Source organism: Streptomyces sp. NPDC048411 (assembly GCF_040704695.1).
Classification (GTDB): Bacteria; Actinomycetota; Actinomycetes; order Streptomycetales; family Streptomycetaceae; genus Streptomyces.
Genome location: NZ_JBEZKL010000027.1, coordinates 1 through 17,641, shown reverse-complemented (window position 1 = coordinate 17,641; position 17,641 = coordinate 1). Strand labels below are relative to the sequence as shown.

The following is a 17,641-nucleotide window of genomic DNA, read 5'->3' as shown; positions in this document are numbered from 1 at the left end:
CGGCCACTACCGCACCGTTCACCTCTGCTCGCCTAGCGTCCGGCTGCATGACTTCCAACTCGATGCCACGCAAAGCACGTTGGACTGCGGCCATGACCGCCACCGTCGCCGCAATCCCGCTGCTCGTGGCCCTGCCCGGCACCGCACACGCGGCGGAGGCCGCCACTTGCACCACCACGGGCCCCGTGTACGCCCTGGACTCTGCGGGCAAGCTGCTGCGTTACGACATGCCGACCCCGGTCAGCGGCGGCAATCTGGCCTCCCCCAGCACGATCGACACGACCTGGAGCGGCTACGGCCGGATGCTGGCGGGCCAGGGCGCACGCTTCTACGGAATCAAGTCCGACGGCCTCTACCTGAGCCACCGGGTCAGCTCGACCGGCGCCTGGGACATCCACCACAAGAAGATCAGCCCCAACTTCGGCTGGCTGACCAAGGCCGAGGACCGCGACCAGATCACCATCGACCGGGGTGACCGGATCTGGGTGCTGGACAACGCGGGCGCGCTGCGGACGTACAAGTACGACTCCGCCGCCGACACCTGGAGCGCCGACAGTGGGAAGATCATCGACCAGGGCTGGGAGCGCTACGACCTGATCGTCGCCGCCGATTCCGGCGTGGTCTACGGCCGTTCCGCCACCGACGGCCGGCTCTACCGCTCGCGCTACGACTTCACCAGTCAGCGCTGGCTCGAGCGGCACGTGGTGGAGAGCCTGGCCGACTGGCACCAGTATTCCAAGGGGATCACCTCGATCGGCGGTGACACCCTGGTCGGCGTAACCGGGACCGGCGCCGCCGACTACTACCGCTTCGATGAGAACATCCGCGACTTCCCGGTCTACAACAAGACCGTCGGCAGCGCGGGTTGGCAGAACTACTCCAACGTCGCCGGGGCCCCGGACGCCTGCCGCATCACCGCGAACCACACCCCCGCCTCCCCCTCGGTACCGCTGGAGAGCTTCACCCCGGCCGCGGTGACCCAGTCGTCCACGGGGTCCCTGGAGTTCGCGTACACGGACAACATCGGCCGCCTGGTGCACGGCCGGATGGCGGACACCTCGGACTACAACGGCGTGCAGTGGACCACCGTGTCCGGCAACGAGGCCTTCACCGGACGCCCCACCCTCAGCGAGCACACCGACGGGCGCATCGTCCTCACCGCGCAGAACACCTCCGGCAGCATCTGGCAGCGCAACCAGACCGCCAAGGCCTCCGCGGACTGGAACGACTGGAACGACCTGGCCGGCGCCATGGCCCACCACCCGGTCACCGCGAAGACCCCCGACGGGCTGCTCGTCCAGTTCGCCGTCGACAGCAACGGCAAGCCCTGGTACCGCATCCAGCAGCGGGCCAATGTCGACTTCATGGGCTGGATGCCGCTCGCCGGATCGGGGCTCGACGGCACCCTCCAAGCCGTCACCGTCCGCGACGGCATCCAGCTCTTCGCCACCACCACCGGCGGAACGCTGACCACCGCCCGGTTCACCAAGGACGGCAGCATCTCCGCCTGGTCCGGCCTCGGCGCACAGAACGTCAGCGGCACGCCCTCCCCCGTCGTCTACCCGGGGTACCGCATCCGGGTGTTCGCCAACGACGGCCAGGGCCACATCGTCACCGCCGCCCAGTCCGCCGAGAACGGTGCCTACGGTTCCTGGGAGACCGTCGACGGGCTGACCGCCGACGGCGAGCCGAGCGCCGTCATCTCCCCGCTGACCGGCCTCACCGAGATCACCGCGCGCGGCACCGACGGCACCATCCACAACACCGGCGAGACCACCCAGGGCAGTGGCACCTGGCGCCCCTGGCAGCAACCGACGTCCGAGGCCGCCGCCACCGCGCCGACCGCCTTCACCTACACGAACAGCAACGGCCCGACCTGGGCCTACACCTTCCGTACCGCCGACAACCAGACCCGCATCTACCAGGTCCGGCAGAGCTTCGCGCGCACCGCCGCAAGCACCACGCAGGACGCACCCCGGTTCCAGGGCCAGGCCCTGCCCAAGCCGTCCGACAACTGATCCGAGGCGTGGGGGCGGGCCGAGAGGGTGGCGCCGCCCCCGGCCCGCTGGGCGTCACCGCGGTCACACGCTGCTGAGCGAAAGCTTCGCGGCGAACCCCAGGAACAGCACACCCGCCGCCGAAGTGGCCCCGGCCGACAGCCGCTTGCGGCGACGGAACGCGGCGGACAGCCGGGTGCCGCCGAATATGAGCGCCGACAGGTAGAGGAAGCTCGCGATCTGCAGCAGCGTCCCGAGCAGCAGGAAGGACAGCGCCGGATAGGCGTACCCGGGGTCGACGAACTGCACGAAGAAGGAGATCAGGAACAGGATCGCCTTCGGGTTGAAGAGGCTCACCACCAGCGCCCGCCGGTACGGCCGCTCCACCGCCCCGGCCGCCGTCCTCGTCCCGCCCGGTCCGGCGGCCTCGTCCGGTCCGGCGGCCTCGTCCCTCAGCTCGGCGATCTGCCGGTGCCGCTCGCGCCACATGGACGCCGCGGCCCGCAGCATGCCGATCGCCAGCCAGGTCAGATAGCCCGCGCCCGCGTACTTGACGACGGCGAAGAGCACCGGCGTCGTCTGCAGCAGGGAGGCGGCGCCGAGCGCGGACAGCGTCATCAGCACGGTGTCACCGGTCCACACACCGGCAGCCGCCACATACCCGGTCCGCACACCGCGACGGGCGGCGACCGAGAGCACGTACAGCGAATTCGGCCCCGGCAGCAGAACGATCAGCACGAGGCCGACGAGATAGGTCGGAAGGTCAGTGACACCCAGCATGAGCAGGAGTGTCGCACGGGGGTACGACACTCCGCTCGGGTGTCTCAGCGGACGGTTCGGGGGTCCGGAAAGTCCCGGGGTCAGTCCTCGTCGCCGTCCAGGAGGCGGTCCACGGAGAGCTTCATCTCAACACCGACCACGTCCGGCACAGTGAACGAGGTCCCGCGCTTGTGGGACACCTTGTTCTTGTACTCGCCGCTCCGTGGATCGCTGCAGAGCAGCACCTGGTCATGCTTGCGATCGACCACGACGTAGACCGGAATGCCCGCCTGGGCGTAGTCCTCAACCTTGGGGCCGAGGTCGTCAGCCCAGTTGGCCGAGGTCACCTCCACCACCATGCGGAAGGCGTGGGCGGCGTAGCAGTTCTTCATTGCATGGGCGTCCCGAAAGTCTGCCTCGACGACCGACAGATCGGGAATCGCGTAGTCGTCCGGCCCGGTGGGCAACCACAGGCCGACCGCCTGGACGAGCCTGAGCCCCACCGTGCGCGCCTTGGCGCCGAATTCCTCGCTGAGCCAGGACAGCGCCAGCGCGTGCGTTCCGTCCGCCGGTGGTGTCACAGTGAGCCTCCCCTGGAGAATCTCCACGCGATGCCCAGGCAGCGAGCGTGCGAGCTGCTCGGCTGCCTCGCCGAGCGTCAGCTCGGGCTGTTCCTGCTCCCGCACCTGCTCCTCGTGCTGTATTACGGCCACGGCATCCTCCTTTCGGGGACCACTGTTCACGAGCTTATCCGTGGCCACGGACATTCGGCGAGAGATCACCCTCGCGGGTGCACATCGCCTCAGAACGCGTCCGACGGCACGTACGCCCCCCACACCTCCCGCAGCGCGTTGCACACCTCACCGACGGTCGCCCGCGCCGCCAGTGCGTCCTTCATCGGGTACAGGACGTTGTCCGTCCCCTCGGCCGCCTTCTTCAGCCGGCCCAGTGCCTCGTCGACCGCGCCCTGGTCGCGCTCGGCCCGCAGCTTCGTCAGCCGGGCCGCCTGCTGGGCCTCGATCGCCGGGTCGACGCGGAGCGGCTCGTACGGCTCCTCCTCGTCGAGCTGGAAGCGGTTGACGCCGACCACGACACGCTCGGCGCTGTCGGTCTCCAGGGCGATGCGGTACGCGCTGCGCTCGATCTCGTTCTTCTGGAAGCCGCGCTCGATCGCGCTGACCGCGCCGCCCATGTCCTCGACCTTGCCCATCAACTCCAAGGCGGTGGCCTCGACGTCGTCCGTCATCTTCTCGACGACGTACGAACCGGCGAACGGGTCGACGGTCGCGGTGACGTCCGTCTCGTACGCCAGGACCTGCTGGGTACGGAGTGCGAGCCGGGCGGACTTGTCGGTCGGCAGGGCGATCGCCTCGTCGAACGAGTTGGTGTGCAGCGACTGCGTGCCGCCGAGGACCGCGGCCAGCCCCTGGACCGCGACGCGCACCAGGTTGACCTCGGGCTGCTGCGCGGTGAGCTGGACGCCCGCGGTCTGGGTGTGGAAGCGCAGCATCAGCGACTTGGGATTCTTCGCGCCGAACTCCTCCTTCATCACCCGGGCCCAGATCCGGCGGGCGGCACGGAACTTGGCGACCTCTTCGAGGATGGTCGTACGGGCGACGAAGAAGAAGGAGAGACGCGGGGCGAACTCGTCGACGTCCATGCCGGCCGAGACGGCGGTACGGACGTACTCGATGCCGTCCGCGAGGGTGAACGCGATCTCCTGCGCGGGCGAGGCTCCGGCCTCCGCCATGTGGTAGCCGGAGATCGAGATGGTGTTCCACTTCGGGATCTCGGCCCTGCAGTACTTGAAGATGTCGGCGATCAGCCGCAGCGAGGGCCCCGGCGGAAAGATGTACGTGCCGCGGGCGATGTACTCCTTGAGGACGTCGTTCTGGATGGTGCCGGTCAGCTTGTCCGCCGGGACGCCCTGCTCCTCGCCGACCAGCTGGTAGAGGAGGAGCAGCAGGGCGGCGGGGGCGTTGATCGTCATGGACGTGGAGACCTTGTCCAGCGGGATACCCCCGAACAGCACCCGCATGTCGTCGATCGAGTCGATCGCCACCCCGACCTTGCCGACCTCACCGGACGCGATCGGCGCATCGGAGTCGTGACCCATCTGGGTGGGCAGGTCGAAGGCGACGGAGAGACCCATCGTGCCGTTGGCGATCAGCTGCTTGTAGCGGGCGTTGGACTCGGAGGCCGTGCCGAAGCCGGCGTACTGCCGCATCGTCCACGGCCTGCCGGTGTACATCGTGGGGTACACGCCGCGCGTGAAGGGGTAGGCGCCGGGCTCCCCCAGCTTGTCGTCGGCGTCCCACCCGTCGAGTGCGTCCGGCCCGTACACCGGCTCGATGGGCAGTCCCGACTCCGACTCGCGCGTCATCTGCTGTGCCTCCCACTGAAGCTACTAACTGGTAACCAACGATCCTCGCGACGGACTGTAGCGGCGGGCACGCGACCGGTGGAGGGGCACCGGCTGGGACCTTGCTCACAGGGTGCGTCCTACGGCCTTCGCCACCGCACTCACCATCATGCGCGGGCTTTGGCAACCGGGCAGAGCGGGAATCCGTCCCAAGAGACAACGAAGGAATCAGGGGGCCGAGGCTGATGCGGATACACAGAACCCGGCACGGCGCAGGAACGACACACCGGGCAGCCGCTACGGCGGTGAGCGCCGTAACCGTCCTGACGCTGGCCGCCACGACCGCGGGCTGCCAGACGCATGCCTCCGGCGGTTCCGCGGCGAAGCCCTCGTCCCCGCCGAAGACCTCCGCCCCGGCGGCCGACGACGCCAAGCCCGCCGCGACCCCCTCGCCGCCGACCGCCGCGCCCTCTCCGCCGGCGCCCACCGCATCGAAGCCCGCTCCGCAGGGCCGGACGCTGATGGCCACCGGCTCCGAGGGCAAGCAGGTTAGGGAACTGCAGGCCCGGCTCCGTCAGATCGGCCACTTCGACCGCAGCCCGACGGGCTACTACGGGACGCTCACCGTCGCCGCCGTGCAGTCCTTCCAGGGCAAGCGCGGTCTGTCCCGTACCGGCCGAACGGACACCGTCACCTGGCAGAAGCTGGTCGCCATGACGCGGAAGCCGACGGCCGCCGAGCTGAACCCGCCGACCACCCGGCCCGCCGCCAGGCCCGACAAGCGCTGTATGACAGGGCGGGTGCTCTGCATCAGCAAGAACAGCCGGACCCTGTCATGGATGATCGACGGCCAGGTCGTCTCCTCGATGGATGTGCGGTTCGGCTCGCAGTACACGCCGACCCGCGAAGGCACCTTCTCCATCTACTGGAAGTCCCGGCACCACGTGTCGACGATCTACCACACGGCCATGCCGTACGCGATGTTCTTCAGCGGTGGTCAGGCGGTGCACTACTCGGCGGACTTCGCGGCCCGCGGCTACACCGGCGCGTCGCACGGCTGCGTGAACGTCCGGGACGAGGGGAAGATCGCCGCCCTCTTCGACCAGGTGCGCAATGGCGACAAGGTCGTCATCTACTGGTGAGCAGAGGCGAGGAAAGGGGGCGCGGGCGGGACCGGGGGAACGTGTCCCACCCGCGCCAGATGCGCTGAGCCGAAGGTACGGGGGGAACCCCGGCTCTGTGCGCTGCCGATGACCAGTCGGCTCACTCCGTACAGCGCCGACGGACCGAAAAGTGTCACACCCGGTGCCGGCGGGGCGGCCGGACCGGCTCAGCCGTCGACCGGGACAGCCGGAGCCGTGGCCTTCGGGGAGGCGACACCGGTCGGGGACGCCGAGGCCGACGGGGCCGGGGTACCGGGCGCGAACCAGAGCGACTGGAGCGCGTTCGCACTGCCGTCGGCCCGGTCCGCCGCGTTTGCGCCGGCTTTGTTCTGCTCGTCGCCGCCGCTCTTCCCCTGCCCCTGGTCGTCCTCGTCACCGGCCTTGTCGACAATCTCCTGACAGAACTGGTCCAGGTTGTCGGCGCCGTCGGCCAGCTTTTCGAGGCGGCGTCTGCGGGTGTCGTTGAGCTTGCCGTCGCGGTAGTCACGGCACGCCTGGAGGGTCCCACCCGACGTGTCGTCCTGGCCGCCGTCGGGCGTGCCCTCGCTGTCGGTCGCGTCCGGGGAACGGGGGCCGACGCTCCCGCCGTTCGGCGCGCCGCTCCCGTCCGGCGTTCCGACCGGGCCGGGCGTGCCGTCCCGGTCGCCCTCGCCCTGGTGGGTTCCACCGGAAGAATCCGGGGACGGGTTCACGTCAGGCGATCCCGATGGCGGAGCGGTCGTCCTGTCGGACGCGTCCCCGGAGCCCCGTTCCTCCGGAAACGCCGACGCCGATACCGAGGAGGCCGGCAGCGGGTTGGCGTGTTTGCCGAACGGACCAGGAAGCACTCCCGTGCCTGCCGCGACGGCCACCCCGCTGAGCGCGCAGCCGGCGAGGGAGGCGGCAAGACCGAAACGGACGGAACGGCTCCAGTGCGACGCACGCCTGTGGCCGCCCCAAAAGGACAAAGGGCTGATGCGCACCGGTCCCAGCGTCTGCGGCCCACTGCCCTTCGCGGTGTGTCCCGCCGACCGGACGTCCGCCGATGCCGTCGCCCGTGTCCCTGCACGCGCGGTGCGCGGGACCGTCCGGAACGCGGCCAGCGCGGCGGCCTCGCCCGGCAGTTCACCGGTGGCCGGACGGGCGCTGCGGGCAGCCGCGCCCAGCGCGGCCGCGAGCCGTTCGGCGTCGGCGCGCGCATGGCCCTCGCCGGGATCGACCGGCTCGCCGCGGAGCAGTCGCTCCGCCGCGTCCCTGTCAAGCCATGCGTCCTGCTCGTCGGCCATCACATGTCCCTCTGCGTCCACGGACGCGAATCCGTCACACCGGCGGAGGTCGCCAGACCGGTCCGGGAAAGGCGCTGCGTGGGTACGGCGCCGAGTTCCGCCGCATGATCTGCCGCGCTCCCGTGCGGCAGAATTCCCCGCGACGCGCCCTCCTCGCCGCTCTCCTCGCCACCGTCGTCGTCGCTGTCCGCGCGGAGCAGCTCCGCCAGCCGTTTCAGTCCGCGGTGCGCGGCGGTACGTACCGCTCCCGGCCGCTTGCCCAGCGTCTCCGCCGCGCTCTTCGCATCCAGGCCGACCACCACGCGCAGCACGACGGCCTCGGCCTGATCCTGCGGCAGTTGGGCGATGAGGGACATGGTACGGCCGGTGGCCAGGGCCTCGATCGCCTCGTCGGCGGTGTCGGACTCGGCCGGTTTCTCCGACAGTTCGGTCTCGTCGCCGCCGATCGCCGGGCGCCTGCCGCGCATGCGCAGATGGTCCAGAGCCCGGTTACGGGCAATCCGCGCCGCCCAGCCGCGGAACCGGTCGGCGTCTCCGCTGAACCGGTCGAGGTCGCGCGCTATCTGAAGCCAGGACTCGGACGCCACGTCCTCGGCATCCGGCTCCCCCACCAGCGTTCGTATGTAGCCCAGCAGCCGCGGCTGCACAGCGCGGTACACAGAACGGAAGGCGTCCTCGTCCCCGTCCTGTGCCGCGAGCACCGCGGCGGTCAGCTCCGCGTCGTCCCCCAGCACTCCCTCAACCCGCCCTGCTGTCCTGAATCACAGCTGGTCACCACTACCGCGCCACCCTGCGCGACTCCGCACGCTACGTCCTCCGCAGGGGCCGCGTCCATGACTTGTACAAGCCGCAACGTCCTTGGACACAGTGAGGTGTGACAGAAAACGCACTCACGGCGCAGAGAAGAGCACGGGGTCGTCCTGCGGCCCCGCGGAAGACGACCGGGGCCTCTCCTGTGGGGGGTGGCGGCCCCGGTCGTCCTCGTTCTTCCGGGGAATCCCCCGAGGCCGCCCGGGGAGGGGCACCAGTCCAGGCAGTCGCGAACCGCCGGACACCGGACGGACCCGGTCACTCCCCGCCCGGTCCACGCCCCCTCGCCCTCCGCGCCGTCGCCGCGCGCAGCACTCGTTGTCCCTCCGTCGACGCGTCCCGCACCTGACGCAGGCCCACAGTCCCCGTACCGGAATCCGCGAGCATCTCCAGGATGAGGATCTGGCGGCGTACTTCCCCGGCCACCAGCGGTCCCGCCCCCGCCGGATCGCCCTCACGGCAGCGCCTCAGCAGATCCGCCCCGGCACCGGGCGTCGCGTCCTGCCCGAGGTGGACCTCAAGGGCCAGCAGCGAGCACGCGTCCGCCCACTCCCGGAGCCCCGGCCCCGCCCGGTCCGCGGGCGCATCGTCCAGCAGCTTCCGGATCTGCGGCGCCGCCCCCTCCGTATCCGCCGCGGCGTCCAGCACCGCGCGCACCTCCGCAAGGCGGTCCGGCCACACGGAACCGTCCGCGCATCCCGCCCAGAGCGGGCGCAGCGGATCCGGATCGGCCCCGGCAGCGGGCTGCGGCAGGCAGCGGTCGAGGCAGGCGACCGCGCTCGCGACGAGCCCCCTCTCATCGGCGGCGGCGATCAGTTCCAGCAGGCTCATCGGCGTCTCCCGTCAGCCCGTCCCCTTGCGTGCACGCAAGGGAACTTGGCGCTTCCTGTTACCGCATTCAGCGCCGAATGGCTCAAAATCATCACTGCGGGAGGCCGAATAGCGTCGCCCAGCGGGTGCACCCCCGCAGATGTCAGTGGGCCCGACCCGCTGAAGGCTGCACGGTGAGCGGATACACGCCGAGCGCCGCCCGCTCCCCCTGCATCCGGGTCAGCTTGCGTACGAAGAGGATCGCGAGCACCGCGGCCACGGCGTCGAGCGTGTCGGCCACCATCAGCTGCCCCGCCGCGTCCATGACCTCCTGCGGCTCCTCGGCCTTCATGTACTGCCGGGACGCGTACCGGCCGAAGACCAACGAACAGACCCACGCTCCCCACCACAGGTTCATCACAGTGGCCGGGACCGTGCGCCGGCTGCCGTCGGTGTTGGTCTGGGCGCTCGCGGTCCAGATGCCGCCCGCGATCCGGCGCGGCAGCACGAGGTTGGCGAACGGGACGAACCAGGCGCCGACCGCCCACCCGGGCTTCATCTGCTGCATGCTCGGGCCGAACACCTCGGCATTCAGCCGCACCCGCCGGAACCAGATGATGAAGACGACGGCGGTGGCCAGGGTCGTGACACCCTGCAGCGCGCCGGCTGACCCGTACAGATTGTCCGCCAGAGTCGCCTCCGCCTCGTCATACGTCGCGAAGTCGTTCTCCAGCCCGCCTCCCAGCAGGCTGCGGATGTTCAGCCCCGCCGCCACGGCGAGCAGGTCCACCACGGCGACGACGGCCAGCAGAATGACGACGGCCATCGCGAGCCCGTTCGGCGAGCGCAAGTACTGCTGCGGTGCGACGAAGGCCGGGACCGGTGGCACGGACGCCTGGGACATCGGCGTCGCCGGCCCGGCCGGGCCGGCGCAGAGAAGACAGTGTCCGTCCGCGGTGACGGGCGGTCTGAGACGGCAGGTGGAGCACAGCATGAAGTGGAACCCCCCAGGATTCTGAGCCGGGAACGCAGGAAACGCGCGCCTCTCCCCGAAACACGCGGCCTGCGAACGTAACCCCGGCCCACTCCACTGTCCACAGGGAATCCGCCCGGTCCCGCTCAGCCCGTCCCGTCGATCCGCGCGGCCAGCGCCCGGAACTGATCCCAGCTCAGCGCCGGTTTGCCTGGATCCCACAGCTTCTGGGCCGTCGCCCGCAACGGCATCCGGATGCCCTGCGCCACTTGCTGCGGAGTCTGCGCGTTCGGCAGGTCGCCCCAGACCGCGAACCGGCCGCCCAGGATCTGCTTCGAGTAGCGGGCCGGTACCGGCTGCGTGCCGCGCAGGACGAGCGGGGTCCACTGTTCATAGATCCGCTTCCCGGTCGGGTAGACGAACGCATGGGGCTGGCCGAGCACGTAATAGAGGAACTCGTCGTTGAGGTTCACCACGCGCCGGCCCTCGTTCAGATACTCCTCCGGCGGCCGGGCGCCGTACTCCTTGCCCGTCCAGTACTCGACCTCGATGTTCTTGTCGGCCTGGACGGTTCCGCCGCGGAAGAAGCCGTCGTTCCAGGCCTTGGGCTGCAGCCCGTGCGGGCGCACCACCGCCGCGCGGTCGTTGAGCCAGCCGGTGGCGAGATCCTTGATCCCGGCCGCCGGTCCGTACTTCTGCTGGGCGGCGCGCTGGAGCTGCGGGTACGAGGCGGCCGGGTCCTTCACCATCAGCGCGCGGTACTCGTCCCCGCCCAGGTGCCAGAACGCACCGCCGAAGAGCTGCGCGAACTCGCCGATCAGCTGGTCGACGAGTTTCGACGCGCCCGGATTGGAGATGTCGAGCGATCCGATCGAGCGCACGCCCGCCGTGTTGCGCAGCTGGAGGTCCGGATGGGCGCGCAGGACGGCGCCCAGATGGCCCGGTGAGTCGATCTCGGGGACCACGTCGATGTGCAGCCGGCCCGCGAGGCCGAGAATCCGACGGACCTCCGCCTTGGTGAGGTGCTGGGGCGACACCACCTCGGGGTGGGTGTCGGACTGGATCCGGAACGCCTGGTCGTCGGAGAAGTGCAGGCCGAGCTGGTTGAGCTTGAGGTCGGCCATGTCGCGCAACCGGTCCTCGATCCAGCCGACCGGGTAGTACTTGCGCGCGATGTCGAGGTTGAGTCCGCGCTGCGGCCGGTCGGGACGGTCGCGCACCTCGCCCTCGGGCATCGTGCCGTCGGCGCGCAGCGACTGCTTCAGCGTGCGGGTTCCGTAGAAGACACCCGCCTGGTCGGGTCCGGTGATGACGACCCGCTGGTCGTGGGTCTTCAGGGTGTACGACTCGGGGGCCCCGTCACCGGGGGCGCCGAGGGCCAGCTCGACATCGCCCGTACGGGCCGGGACGGCGCCCCGGTAACGGATCTTCAGCTCTTTGGCGAGCAGCTGCGCCTCGTCCGCGAGCGATCCGCTGCCCCTGGCGATCACGACGCCGCTGGTCGGGCCCGGCCGCCAGCCGGGGCCGCGGGCGGCGATGTGCTCGCGTACGGCGGGGATGGTCCGAGGCGCCGTGGAGAGCGGGTAACTGCGGGTCGGCGAGGGGGTGAGGGAGGCGTGCGAGGAGACGCCGGCCACGGACGCCTCCCCCGAGCGTCCGGTGTCCGCACCTTCCGGCCAGACGACGACGGTGATCGTCACGGCGGCTGCCGCGACGAGGGCCGCACCGGCCGCGAGGGCTCCGCGTGAGGGCGACATCGGTCAGAAACCTCCGGTTGTGGCGGGTAAAGGGAAGAAATAAGGAGATAGCCGGGCATTCTCCTCGACGAATCGTCCATCAGACGTCCCGAAACTCTCCCTTCCGGGTGAAATTCGTGCATCCGTCGCACAACCGTTGCCTGGCCCCGATAGCGTTGGGGCACATTCGTCCCTCCCTTCACCCTGTGGCTCCCTGGTCTCCGATCCCCCTCACCGCACCAGGCTCATAGGGATGCCGATGTTTCGAGGAGTCCCACGCTGTCCAGGCCCAGCGAGTCCCACGCCGGCCTCCCGGAACCACCGCAGCGGCGGGTCGGCCCGCCCGCGCTCCCCGCCCAGAACCGCGGCCCGGCCCCGGCCTGCGTCAGTGCCCGTCCCCTCGGCCTCGACCGGTTCAACACCGCACCCACCGCCGACGCCGAAGCCGCGCTGCTCGGCTGCTGCGGCAGTGCCCGCTGGGCGCAGCGGCTGGCCGCTCACCGCCCGTACCCCGATCTGGACGCCCTCCTCGCCGCCGCAGACGAGGCGGGGTACGACATGGCGCCCGCGGATCTCGCCGAGGCGCTCGCCGCCGAGGTCTCCCCGGGACTGCACCACGCCGCACCGCACTCCGCGCACCTCGCGCTGAGCGCCGCGCATGCCGCGTACGAGAGCCGCTTCGGCCATGTCTTCGTGATCTGCCTCGACGCCTTCCGCCCCGCCGAGCACCCGGACCAGGTGCTGGCCGGCATCCGGGCCAGGCTGGGCCACGACCCGGACGAGGAGCGCGTGGTCACGGCGGACGAGATGCGCCGGCTCGCCAGGGGCCGCATCATCGAGCTGGTGGCGGGCGCCGGGTCGCATGATCCGAACGCCTGACAGGCAGAACTTTCGAACCACGCCCTAGCCCGTCCGTGCCTGTTTCATTGCCACTTAGATCACACCAGAGGCCCCGGCGCGAGCGAACCGACAAACCGTCGCTACGATGGCCGGGGCCGGTGGACCGTACCCGGCCGGGTCAGACCGACAGTCAAGCCGGCCGACCCCAATCCCCGCTCCCGGAGGGTTCTTCCGTGCCGGCTGGAACGCTGTACCGCGGCCGGGAAGGCATGTGGTCCTGGGTGGCTCATCGAGTCACCGGTGTCCTCATTTTCTTCTTCCTGTTCGTACACGTCCTGGACACCGCTCTCGTCCGCGTCTCCCCCGAGGCCTACGACAACGTCGTGGCCACGTACAAGACCTGGCCTGTCGCGCTCCTCGAATACGGCCTGGTGGCCGCGATTCTCTTCCACGCGCTGAACGGTCTCCGTATCGTCGCCGTGGACTTCTGGGCCAAGGGCCCGCGCTACCAGAAGCAGATGCTCTGGTCCGCCATGGGCATCTGGATCGTGCTGATGGTCGGGGCCCTGTACCCCGTCCTCGGCCACGCCGTACGCGCAGTCTTCGGGAGCTGAGGCCAATGTCCACCGAGTCCTCCGCAATCGGCGCCGTCGAAGGCGTCAGCCTCTACGACGTCGACCACCCGGCCCCGGTCATCGAGCCCCCGCGCAAGCGGACGGGCAAGACGCCCAAGGCTTCGCGCACCAACTTCGAGATGTACGCCTGGCTCTTCATGCGCCTGTCGGGCATCGTGCTCGTCGTCCTGGTCATCGGCCACCTGCTGATCCAGCTCGTGCTGGACGGCGGTGTCTCCAAGATCGGCTTCGCCTTCGTGGCGGGCCGCTGGGCCTCGCCGTTCTGGCAGGTCTGGGACCTGGCGATGCTGTGGCTGGCCATGCTGCACGGCGCCAACGGCCTCCGTACGGTCATCAACGACTACGCAGAACGGGACAACACCCGCTTCTGGCTGAAGATGCTCCTGTACACCGCCACGGTGTTCACCGTCCTGCTGGGCACGCTGGTGATCTTCACCTTCGACCCGAACATCCGCTAGGCGCCGGGCCAGAGGGACCAGAGGAAATCATGCAGATCCACAAGTACGACACCGTCATCGTCGGCGCAGGCGGCGCCGGCATGCGCGCGGCCATCGAGTCGACGAAGCGCAGCCGTACCGCCGTGCTCACGAAGCTGTACCCGACCCGCTCCCACACGGGCGCCGCGCAGGGCGGCATGGCCGCCGCGCTCGCCAACGTGGAAGAGGACAACTGGGAGTGGCACACCTTCGACACGATCAAGGGCGGCGACTACCTGGTCGACCAGGACGCCGCCGAGATCCTGGCGAAGGAGGCCATCGACTCCGTTCTCGACCTGGAGAAGATGGGCCTGCCGTTCAACCGCACGCCCGAGGGCAAGATCGACCAGCGTCGCTTCGGTGGCCACAGCCGTAACCACGGCGAGGCCCCGGTCCGCCGGTCCTGCTACGCCTCGGACCGCACCGGCCACATGATCCTCCAGACGCTGTACCAGAACTGCGTCAAGGAGGGTGTGGAGTTCTTCAACGAGTTCTACGTCCTGGACCTGCTGCTGCAGGAGGTCGACGGCGTCAAGAAGTCCGCGGGCGTCGTCGCGTACGAGCTGGCGACCGGCGAGATCCACGTCTTCCAGGCGAAGGCGATCATCTTCGCCTCCGGCGGCACCGGCAAGTTCTTCAAGGTGACGTCGAACGCCCACACCCTGACCGGTGACGGCCAGGCCGCCGCGTACCGCCGCGGTCTGCCGCTGGAGGACATGGAGTTCTTCCAGTTCCACCCGACGGGCATCTGGCGCATGGGCATCCTGCTGACGGAGGGCGCCCGTGGTGAGGGCGGCATCCTCCGCAACAAGGACGGCGAGCGCTTCATGGAGAAGTACGCGCCCGTCATGAAGGACCTCGCGTCCCGTGACGTCGTGTCCCGCTCCATCTACACGGAGATCCGTGAGGGCCGCGGCTGCGGTCCCGAGGGCGACCACGTCTACCTCGACCTCACGCACCTGCCGCCGGAGCAGCTGGACGCGAAGCTCCCGGACATCACCGAATTCGCGCGTACGTACCTCGGCATCGAGCCCTACACGGACCCGATCCCGATCCAGCCGACCGCGCACTACGCCATGGGCGGCATCCCGACCAACGTCGAGGGCGAGGTGCTGGCCGACAACACCACCGTCGTCCCGGGCCTGTACGCCGCCGGCGAGGTCGCGTGTGTCTCCGTGCACGGAGCCAACCGTCTGGGGACCAACTCGCTGCTCGACATCAACGTCTTCGGACGCCGGTCGGGCATCGCCGCCGCCGAGTACTCGGCGAAGAACGACTACGTCGAGCTTCCCGAGAACCCGGCACAGCTGGTCATCGACCAGGTCGAGCGGCTGCGCAACTCGACGGGCACCGAGCGGGTCGCGACGCTCCGTCTGGAGCTGCAGGAGTGCATGGACGCCAATGTGATGGTGTTCCGTACCGAGCAGACCATCAAGACGGCCGTCGACAAGATCGCCGAGCTGCGCAAGCGCTACCTGAACGTGTCCATCCAGGACAAGGGCAAGCGGTTCAACACGGACCTCCTGGAGGCCATCGAGCTGGGCAACCTGCTCGACCTGGCCGAGGTCATGGCGACCTCCGCGCTGGCCCGTAAGGAGTCCCGCGGCGGTCACTACCGCGAGGACTACCCGAACCGCGACGACGTCAACTTCATGCGCCACACCATGGCGTACCGCGAGGTCGCGGCCGACGGCACCGAGTCGATCCGGCTCGACTACAAGCCGGTCGTCCAGACCCGCTACCAGCCGATGGAGCGTAAGTACTGATGGCTACCCCGACTCTGGACAAGGTGGAGGCGGAGTCCGCCGTCTCCCCGTACATCACGGTCACTTTCCGGATCCGCCGCTTCAACCCCGAGGTCTCCGACGAGGCCATGTGGCAGGACTTCCAGATCGAGATCGACCCGAAGGAGCGTGTCCTCGACGCCCTTCACAAGATCAAGTGGGACATCGACGGCACGCTGACGTTCCGCCGTTCCTGCGCCCACGGCATCTGCGGCTCCGACGCGATGCGGATCAACGGCAAGAACAGGCTCGCCTGCAAGACGCTGATCAAGGACATCAACCCGGAGAAGCCGATCCAGATCGAGGCCATAAAGGGCCTCACGGTCCTCAAGGACCTCGTGGTCGACATGGACCCGTTCTTCCAGGCGTACCGCGACGTCATGCCGTTCCTCATCACCAAGGGGAACGAGCCGACGCGTGAGCGTCTGCAGTCCGCCGAGGACCGCGAGCGGTTCGACGACACCACCAAGTGCATCCTGTGCGCCGCGTGCACCTCGTCGTGCCCGGTGTTCTGGAACGACGGCCAGTACTTCGGCCCGGCGGCGATCGTCAACGCGCACCGCTTCATCTTCGACTCGCGTGACGAGGGCGGCGAGCAGCGCCTGGAGATCCTCAACGACCGTGACGGTGTGTGGCGTTGCCGCACCACCTTCAACTGCACGGACGCGTGCCCGCGTGGCATCGAGGTCACCAAGGCGATCCAGGAAGTGAAGCGCGCGCTGATCACGCGTCGCTTCTGACCCTTCGGGTACGCCAGTTGCACAGGAGGCCCCGTTTTCCGCAGGAACGCTGCGGGAGGCGGGGCCTCCTGCTGCGCTGTGCGGATCCGTTCGGTACGGTCGTGCGGAGCCGGAGACCGGTTCACCGCCCGGGGCAGCAACGCGCGGGGCGCACAGGCTTGATCGAGAGCGGGGAACGTTGAGCGATCCGAATCCGTACGCGGACGACTCATACAAGTGGGGACCGCCCCAGCAGCCGGGCAATCCGCCCACCGTGGCGGATGGTCAGGGATACGGCTACCCGCAGCAGCTGCCCGACGCCGCGGCCCAGCCGGGCCCGGCCTACGGCTATCCGGCCGTGAATCCGCCGGCTCAGCCGCCCCTGCCCGGTTACGGGTTCCCGCCGCAGCAGGGCCCGGGGGCCGGCGGCGGGGCGCCGATGCTGTCGCTCGGGGACATCACCGTCATGAACGACTCGATCGTGACGCCGTCCGGCACACTGCCGCTCAAGGGCGCGGTGTGGACGGCCACCGACATGTCGCGCACCGAGGAGAAGATCCCGACGGTCGCGATCGTGCTGGCGATCATCTTCGCCCTGCTCTGCCTGGTCGGGCTGCTCTTCCTCCTGATGAAGGAGAAGAAGACGACCGGGTTCATCCAGGTCTCGGTGACCAGCGGCGGCCGGCACCACTCGACGATGATCCAGGCGACCGGCCCGGAGACGTTCCAGATGGTGATGGCTCAGGTCAACACCGCGCGCTCGATGAGCATCTGACGCATCGCAGGCGAACGAGCGGACGGGGCAGGCTCTGCCCCGTCGCAGCGTCCGGCACGCCCGCTCGCCGCGTCGGCCACAGGCCCTGATAGCTCCTTCCCCAAGCTCTCAGCTTCGTTCGAACAGGGGAGACCCCACCCCAGGACGTCCGGCCGCCTTGCCATCGCGCGCACCGGACGGCGCTCCTTTCGAAACACGCCCTAGTCGGCTCCGTCGCGGTCCTCCGCGACGACCATGATGCGGCGCAGCATGTCGTTGAGCAGGATGCGTTCGTCCTTGTCGAGTACGCCGAGGAGCCGGTACTCCTCGTGGCCGAGGAAGTCCATCGTGCCGAGCCAGGTCGAGCGACCCTCCTCGGTGAGTTCCACGTCGACCCGCCGCCGGTCCGTGGTGGAGGGCGTACGGCGAATGAATCCGCGCCGTTCGAGCGCGTCCAGCCTGCCGGTGACGGAGGCGGGGGCGAGGTCGAGGTCGGCGGCGAGTTCGGAGGGGGCCGCCTTCCCGCCGCGTCCGGCGAGCTTGTGGAGCGTCTCGAAC

Annotated in this window: 17 protein-coding genes; 8 read left to right on the top strand and 9 right to left on the bottom strand. The window is 69.6% G+C overall.

What is annotated here, in order from left to right; genetic code table 11:
- Positions 1-92 precede the first annotated feature (92 nt).
- On the top strand, positions 93-2,018 hold the full coding sequence (locus AB0915_RS12805) for a tachylectin-related carbohydrate-binding protein (RefSeq protein ID WP_366691092.1): 1,926 nt from the start codon (positions 93-95) through the stop codon (positions 2,016-2,018).
- Positions 2,019-2,081: 63 nt separating this feature from the next.
- Here AB0915_RS12805 and leuE read toward each other — a convergent pair whose 3' ends face one another.
- The 3 genes from leuE to AB0915_RS12790 all read right to left on the bottom strand — a co-directional run bounded on the left by leuE (position 2,082) and on the right by AB0915_RS12790 (position 5,139).
- Positions 2,082-2,777, bottom strand: a complete 696-nt coding sequence (gene leuE, locus AB0915_RS12800) for a leucine efflux protein LeuE (RefSeq protein ID WP_366691091.1) — start codon at positions 2,775-2,777, stop codon at positions 2,082-2,084.
- Between the two features lie 80 nt (positions 2,778-2,857).
- Positions 2,858-3,469 carry a Uma2 family endonuclease gene (locus AB0915_RS12795; protein ID WP_366691090.1) on the bottom strand — a complete coding sequence of 204 codons (612 nt, stop codon included), beginning with the start codon at positions 3,467-3,469 and terminating at the stop codon, positions 2,858-2,860.
- Between the two features lie 89 nt (positions 3,470-3,558).
- The gene (locus AB0915_RS12790; RefSeq protein WP_366691089.1) at positions 3,559-5,139 is read right to left on the bottom strand and encodes a methylmalonyl-CoA mutase family protein; all 1,581 of its coding nucleotides are present in this window, start codon (positions 5,137-5,139) and stop codon (positions 3,559-3,561) included.
- A gap of 224 nt (positions 5,140-5,363) precedes the next feature.
- Here AB0915_RS12790 and AB0915_RS12785 point away from each other — a divergent pair, with 224 nt between their 5' ends.
- Positions 5,364-6,260 (top strand): L,D-transpeptidase family protein, encoded by an 897-nt coding sequence (locus AB0915_RS12785; protein WP_366691088.1) that lies wholly within the window; start codon positions 5,364-5,366, stop codon positions 6,258-6,260.
- 188 nt (positions 6,261-6,448) lie between these two features.
- On the opposite strand, the gene AB0915_RS12780 is transcribed toward AB0915_RS12785, so the two are convergent.
- The 5 genes from AB0915_RS12780 to AB0915_RS12760 form a co-directional block, all read right to left on the bottom strand.
- Entirely contained in the window at positions 6,449-7,567 is a 1,119-nt protein-coding gene (locus tag AB0915_RS12780) for a hypothetical protein (RefSeq protein WP_366691087.1), read from the bottom strand.
- Positions 7,546-8,280: an RNA polymerase sigma factor gene (locus AB0915_RS12775; RefSeq protein ID WP_366691086.1), complete on the bottom strand. Its 735-nt coding sequence runs from the start codon at positions 8,278-8,280 to the stop codon at positions 7,546-7,548. The genes AB0915_RS12780 and AB0915_RS12775 overlap by 22 nt, the downstream gene beginning before the upstream one ends.
- Before the next feature lie 334 nt (positions 8,281-8,614).
- Positions 8,615-9,187, bottom strand: a complete 573-nt coding sequence (locus AB0915_RS12770) for a hypothetical protein (protein ID WP_366691085.1) — start codon at positions 9,185-9,187, stop codon at positions 8,615-8,617.
- 142 nt (positions 9,188-9,329) lie between these two features.
- Positions 9,330-10,070, bottom strand: a complete 741-nt coding sequence (locus AB0915_RS12765; RefSeq protein WP_366691084.1) for a DUF4328 domain-containing protein — start codon at positions 10,068-10,070, stop codon at positions 9,330-9,332.
- Positions 10,071-10,285: 215 nt separating this feature from the next.
- A complete protein-coding gene (locus AB0915_RS12760; protein ID WP_366691083.1) occupies positions 10,286-11,896 on the bottom strand; it encodes a family 20 glycosylhydrolase in 1,611 nt (536 codons plus the stop codon).
- A gap of 258 nt (positions 11,897-12,154) precedes the next feature.
- Between AB0915_RS12760 and AB0915_RS12755 the strand changes: the two genes are divergently transcribed.
- The 6 genes from AB0915_RS12755 (at position 12,155) to AB0915_RS12730 (ending at position 17,104) form a co-directional block, all read left to right on the top strand.
- Positions 12,155-12,754, top strand: a complete 600-nt coding sequence (locus AB0915_RS12755; RefSeq protein WP_366691127.1) for a 2-oxo-4-hydroxy-4-carboxy-5-ureidoimidazoline decarboxylase — start codon at positions 12,155-12,157, stop codon at positions 12,752-12,754.
- 194 nt (positions 12,755-12,948) lie between these two features.
- A complete protein-coding gene (sdhC, locus tag AB0915_RS12750) occupies positions 12,949-13,329 on the top strand; it encodes a succinate dehydrogenase, cytochrome b556 subunit (RefSeq protein WP_345515112.1) in 381 nt (126 codons plus the stop codon).
- Positions 13,330-13,334: 5 nt separating this feature from the next.
- Positions 13,335-13,808: a succinate dehydrogenase hydrophobic membrane anchor subunit gene (locus AB0915_RS12745; protein WP_037688285.1), complete on the top strand. Its 474-nt coding sequence runs from the start codon at positions 13,335-13,337 to the stop codon at positions 13,806-13,808.
- A gap of 29 nt (positions 13,809-13,837) precedes the next feature.
- The gene (sdhA, locus tag AB0915_RS12740) at positions 13,838-15,592 is read left to right on the top strand and encodes a succinate dehydrogenase flavoprotein subunit (protein ID WP_366691082.1); all 1,755 of its coding nucleotides are present in this window, start codon (positions 13,838-13,840) and stop codon (positions 15,590-15,592) included.
- A complete protein-coding gene (locus AB0915_RS12735; RefSeq protein ID WP_366691081.1) occupies positions 15,592-16,350 on the top strand; it encodes a succinate dehydrogenase iron-sulfur subunit in 759 nt (252 codons plus the stop codon). Before sdhA ends, AB0915_RS12735 begins: the two co-directional genes overlap by 1 nt.
- A gap of 178 nt (positions 16,351-16,528) precedes the next feature.
- Positions 16,529-17,104: a hypothetical protein gene (locus AB0915_RS12730; protein ID WP_358859619.1), complete on the top strand. Its 576-nt coding sequence runs from the start codon at positions 16,529-16,531 to the stop codon at positions 17,102-17,104.
- Positions 17,105-17,304: 200 nt separating this feature from the next.
- On the opposite strand, the gene AB0915_RS12725 is transcribed toward AB0915_RS12730, so the two are convergent.
- On the bottom strand, positions 17,305-17,641 hold a 337-nt coding region (locus tag AB0915_RS12725), incomplete at its 5' end, for a MarR family transcriptional regulator (protein WP_366691080.1).

What these genes read in the sequence shown, in the direction of transcription:
- AB0915_RS12770 (WP_366691085.1), bottom strand. Translation starts at nt 9,187, where the DNA reads ATGAGCCTGCTGGAACTGATCGCCGCCGCCGATGAGAGGGGGCTCGTC.
- AB0915_RS12735 (WP_366691081.1), top strand. Translation starts at nt 15,592, where the DNA reads ATGGCTACCCCGACTCTGGACAAGGTGGAGGCGGAGTCCGCCGTCTCC.
- AB0915_RS12760 (WP_366691083.1), bottom strand. Translation starts at nt 11,896, where the DNA reads ATGTCGCCCTCACGCGGAGCCCTCGCGGCCGGTGCGGCCCTCGTCGCG.
- leuE (WP_366691091.1), bottom strand. Translation starts at nt 2,777, where the DNA reads ATGCTGGGTGTCACTGACCTTCCGACCTATCTCGTCGGCCTCGTGCTG.
- AB0915_RS12765 (WP_366691084.1), bottom strand. Translation starts at nt 10,070, where the DNA reads ATGTCCCAGGCGTCCGTGCCACCGGTCCCGGCCTTCGTCGCACCGCAG.
- AB0915_RS12745 (WP_037688285.1), top strand. Translation starts at nt 13,335, where the DNA reads ATGTCCACCGAGTCCTCCGCAATCGGCGCCGTCGAAGGCGTCAGCCTC.
- AB0915_RS12805 (WP_366691092.1), top strand. Translation starts at nt 93, where the DNA reads ATGACCGCCACCGTCGCCGCAATCCCGCTGCTCGTGGCCCTGCCCGGC.
- AB0915_RS12785 (WP_366691088.1), top strand. Translation starts at nt 5,364, where the DNA reads ATGCGGATACACAGAACCCGGCACGGCGCAGGAACGACACACCGGGCA.
- AB0915_RS12790 (WP_366691089.1), bottom strand. Translation starts at nt 5,139, where the DNA reads ATGACGCGCGAGTCGGAGTCGGGACTGCCCATCGAGCCGGTGTACGGG.
- sdhA (WP_366691082.1), top strand. Translation starts at nt 13,838, where the DNA reads ATGCAGATCCACAAGTACGACACCGTCATCGTCGGCGCAGGCGGCGCC.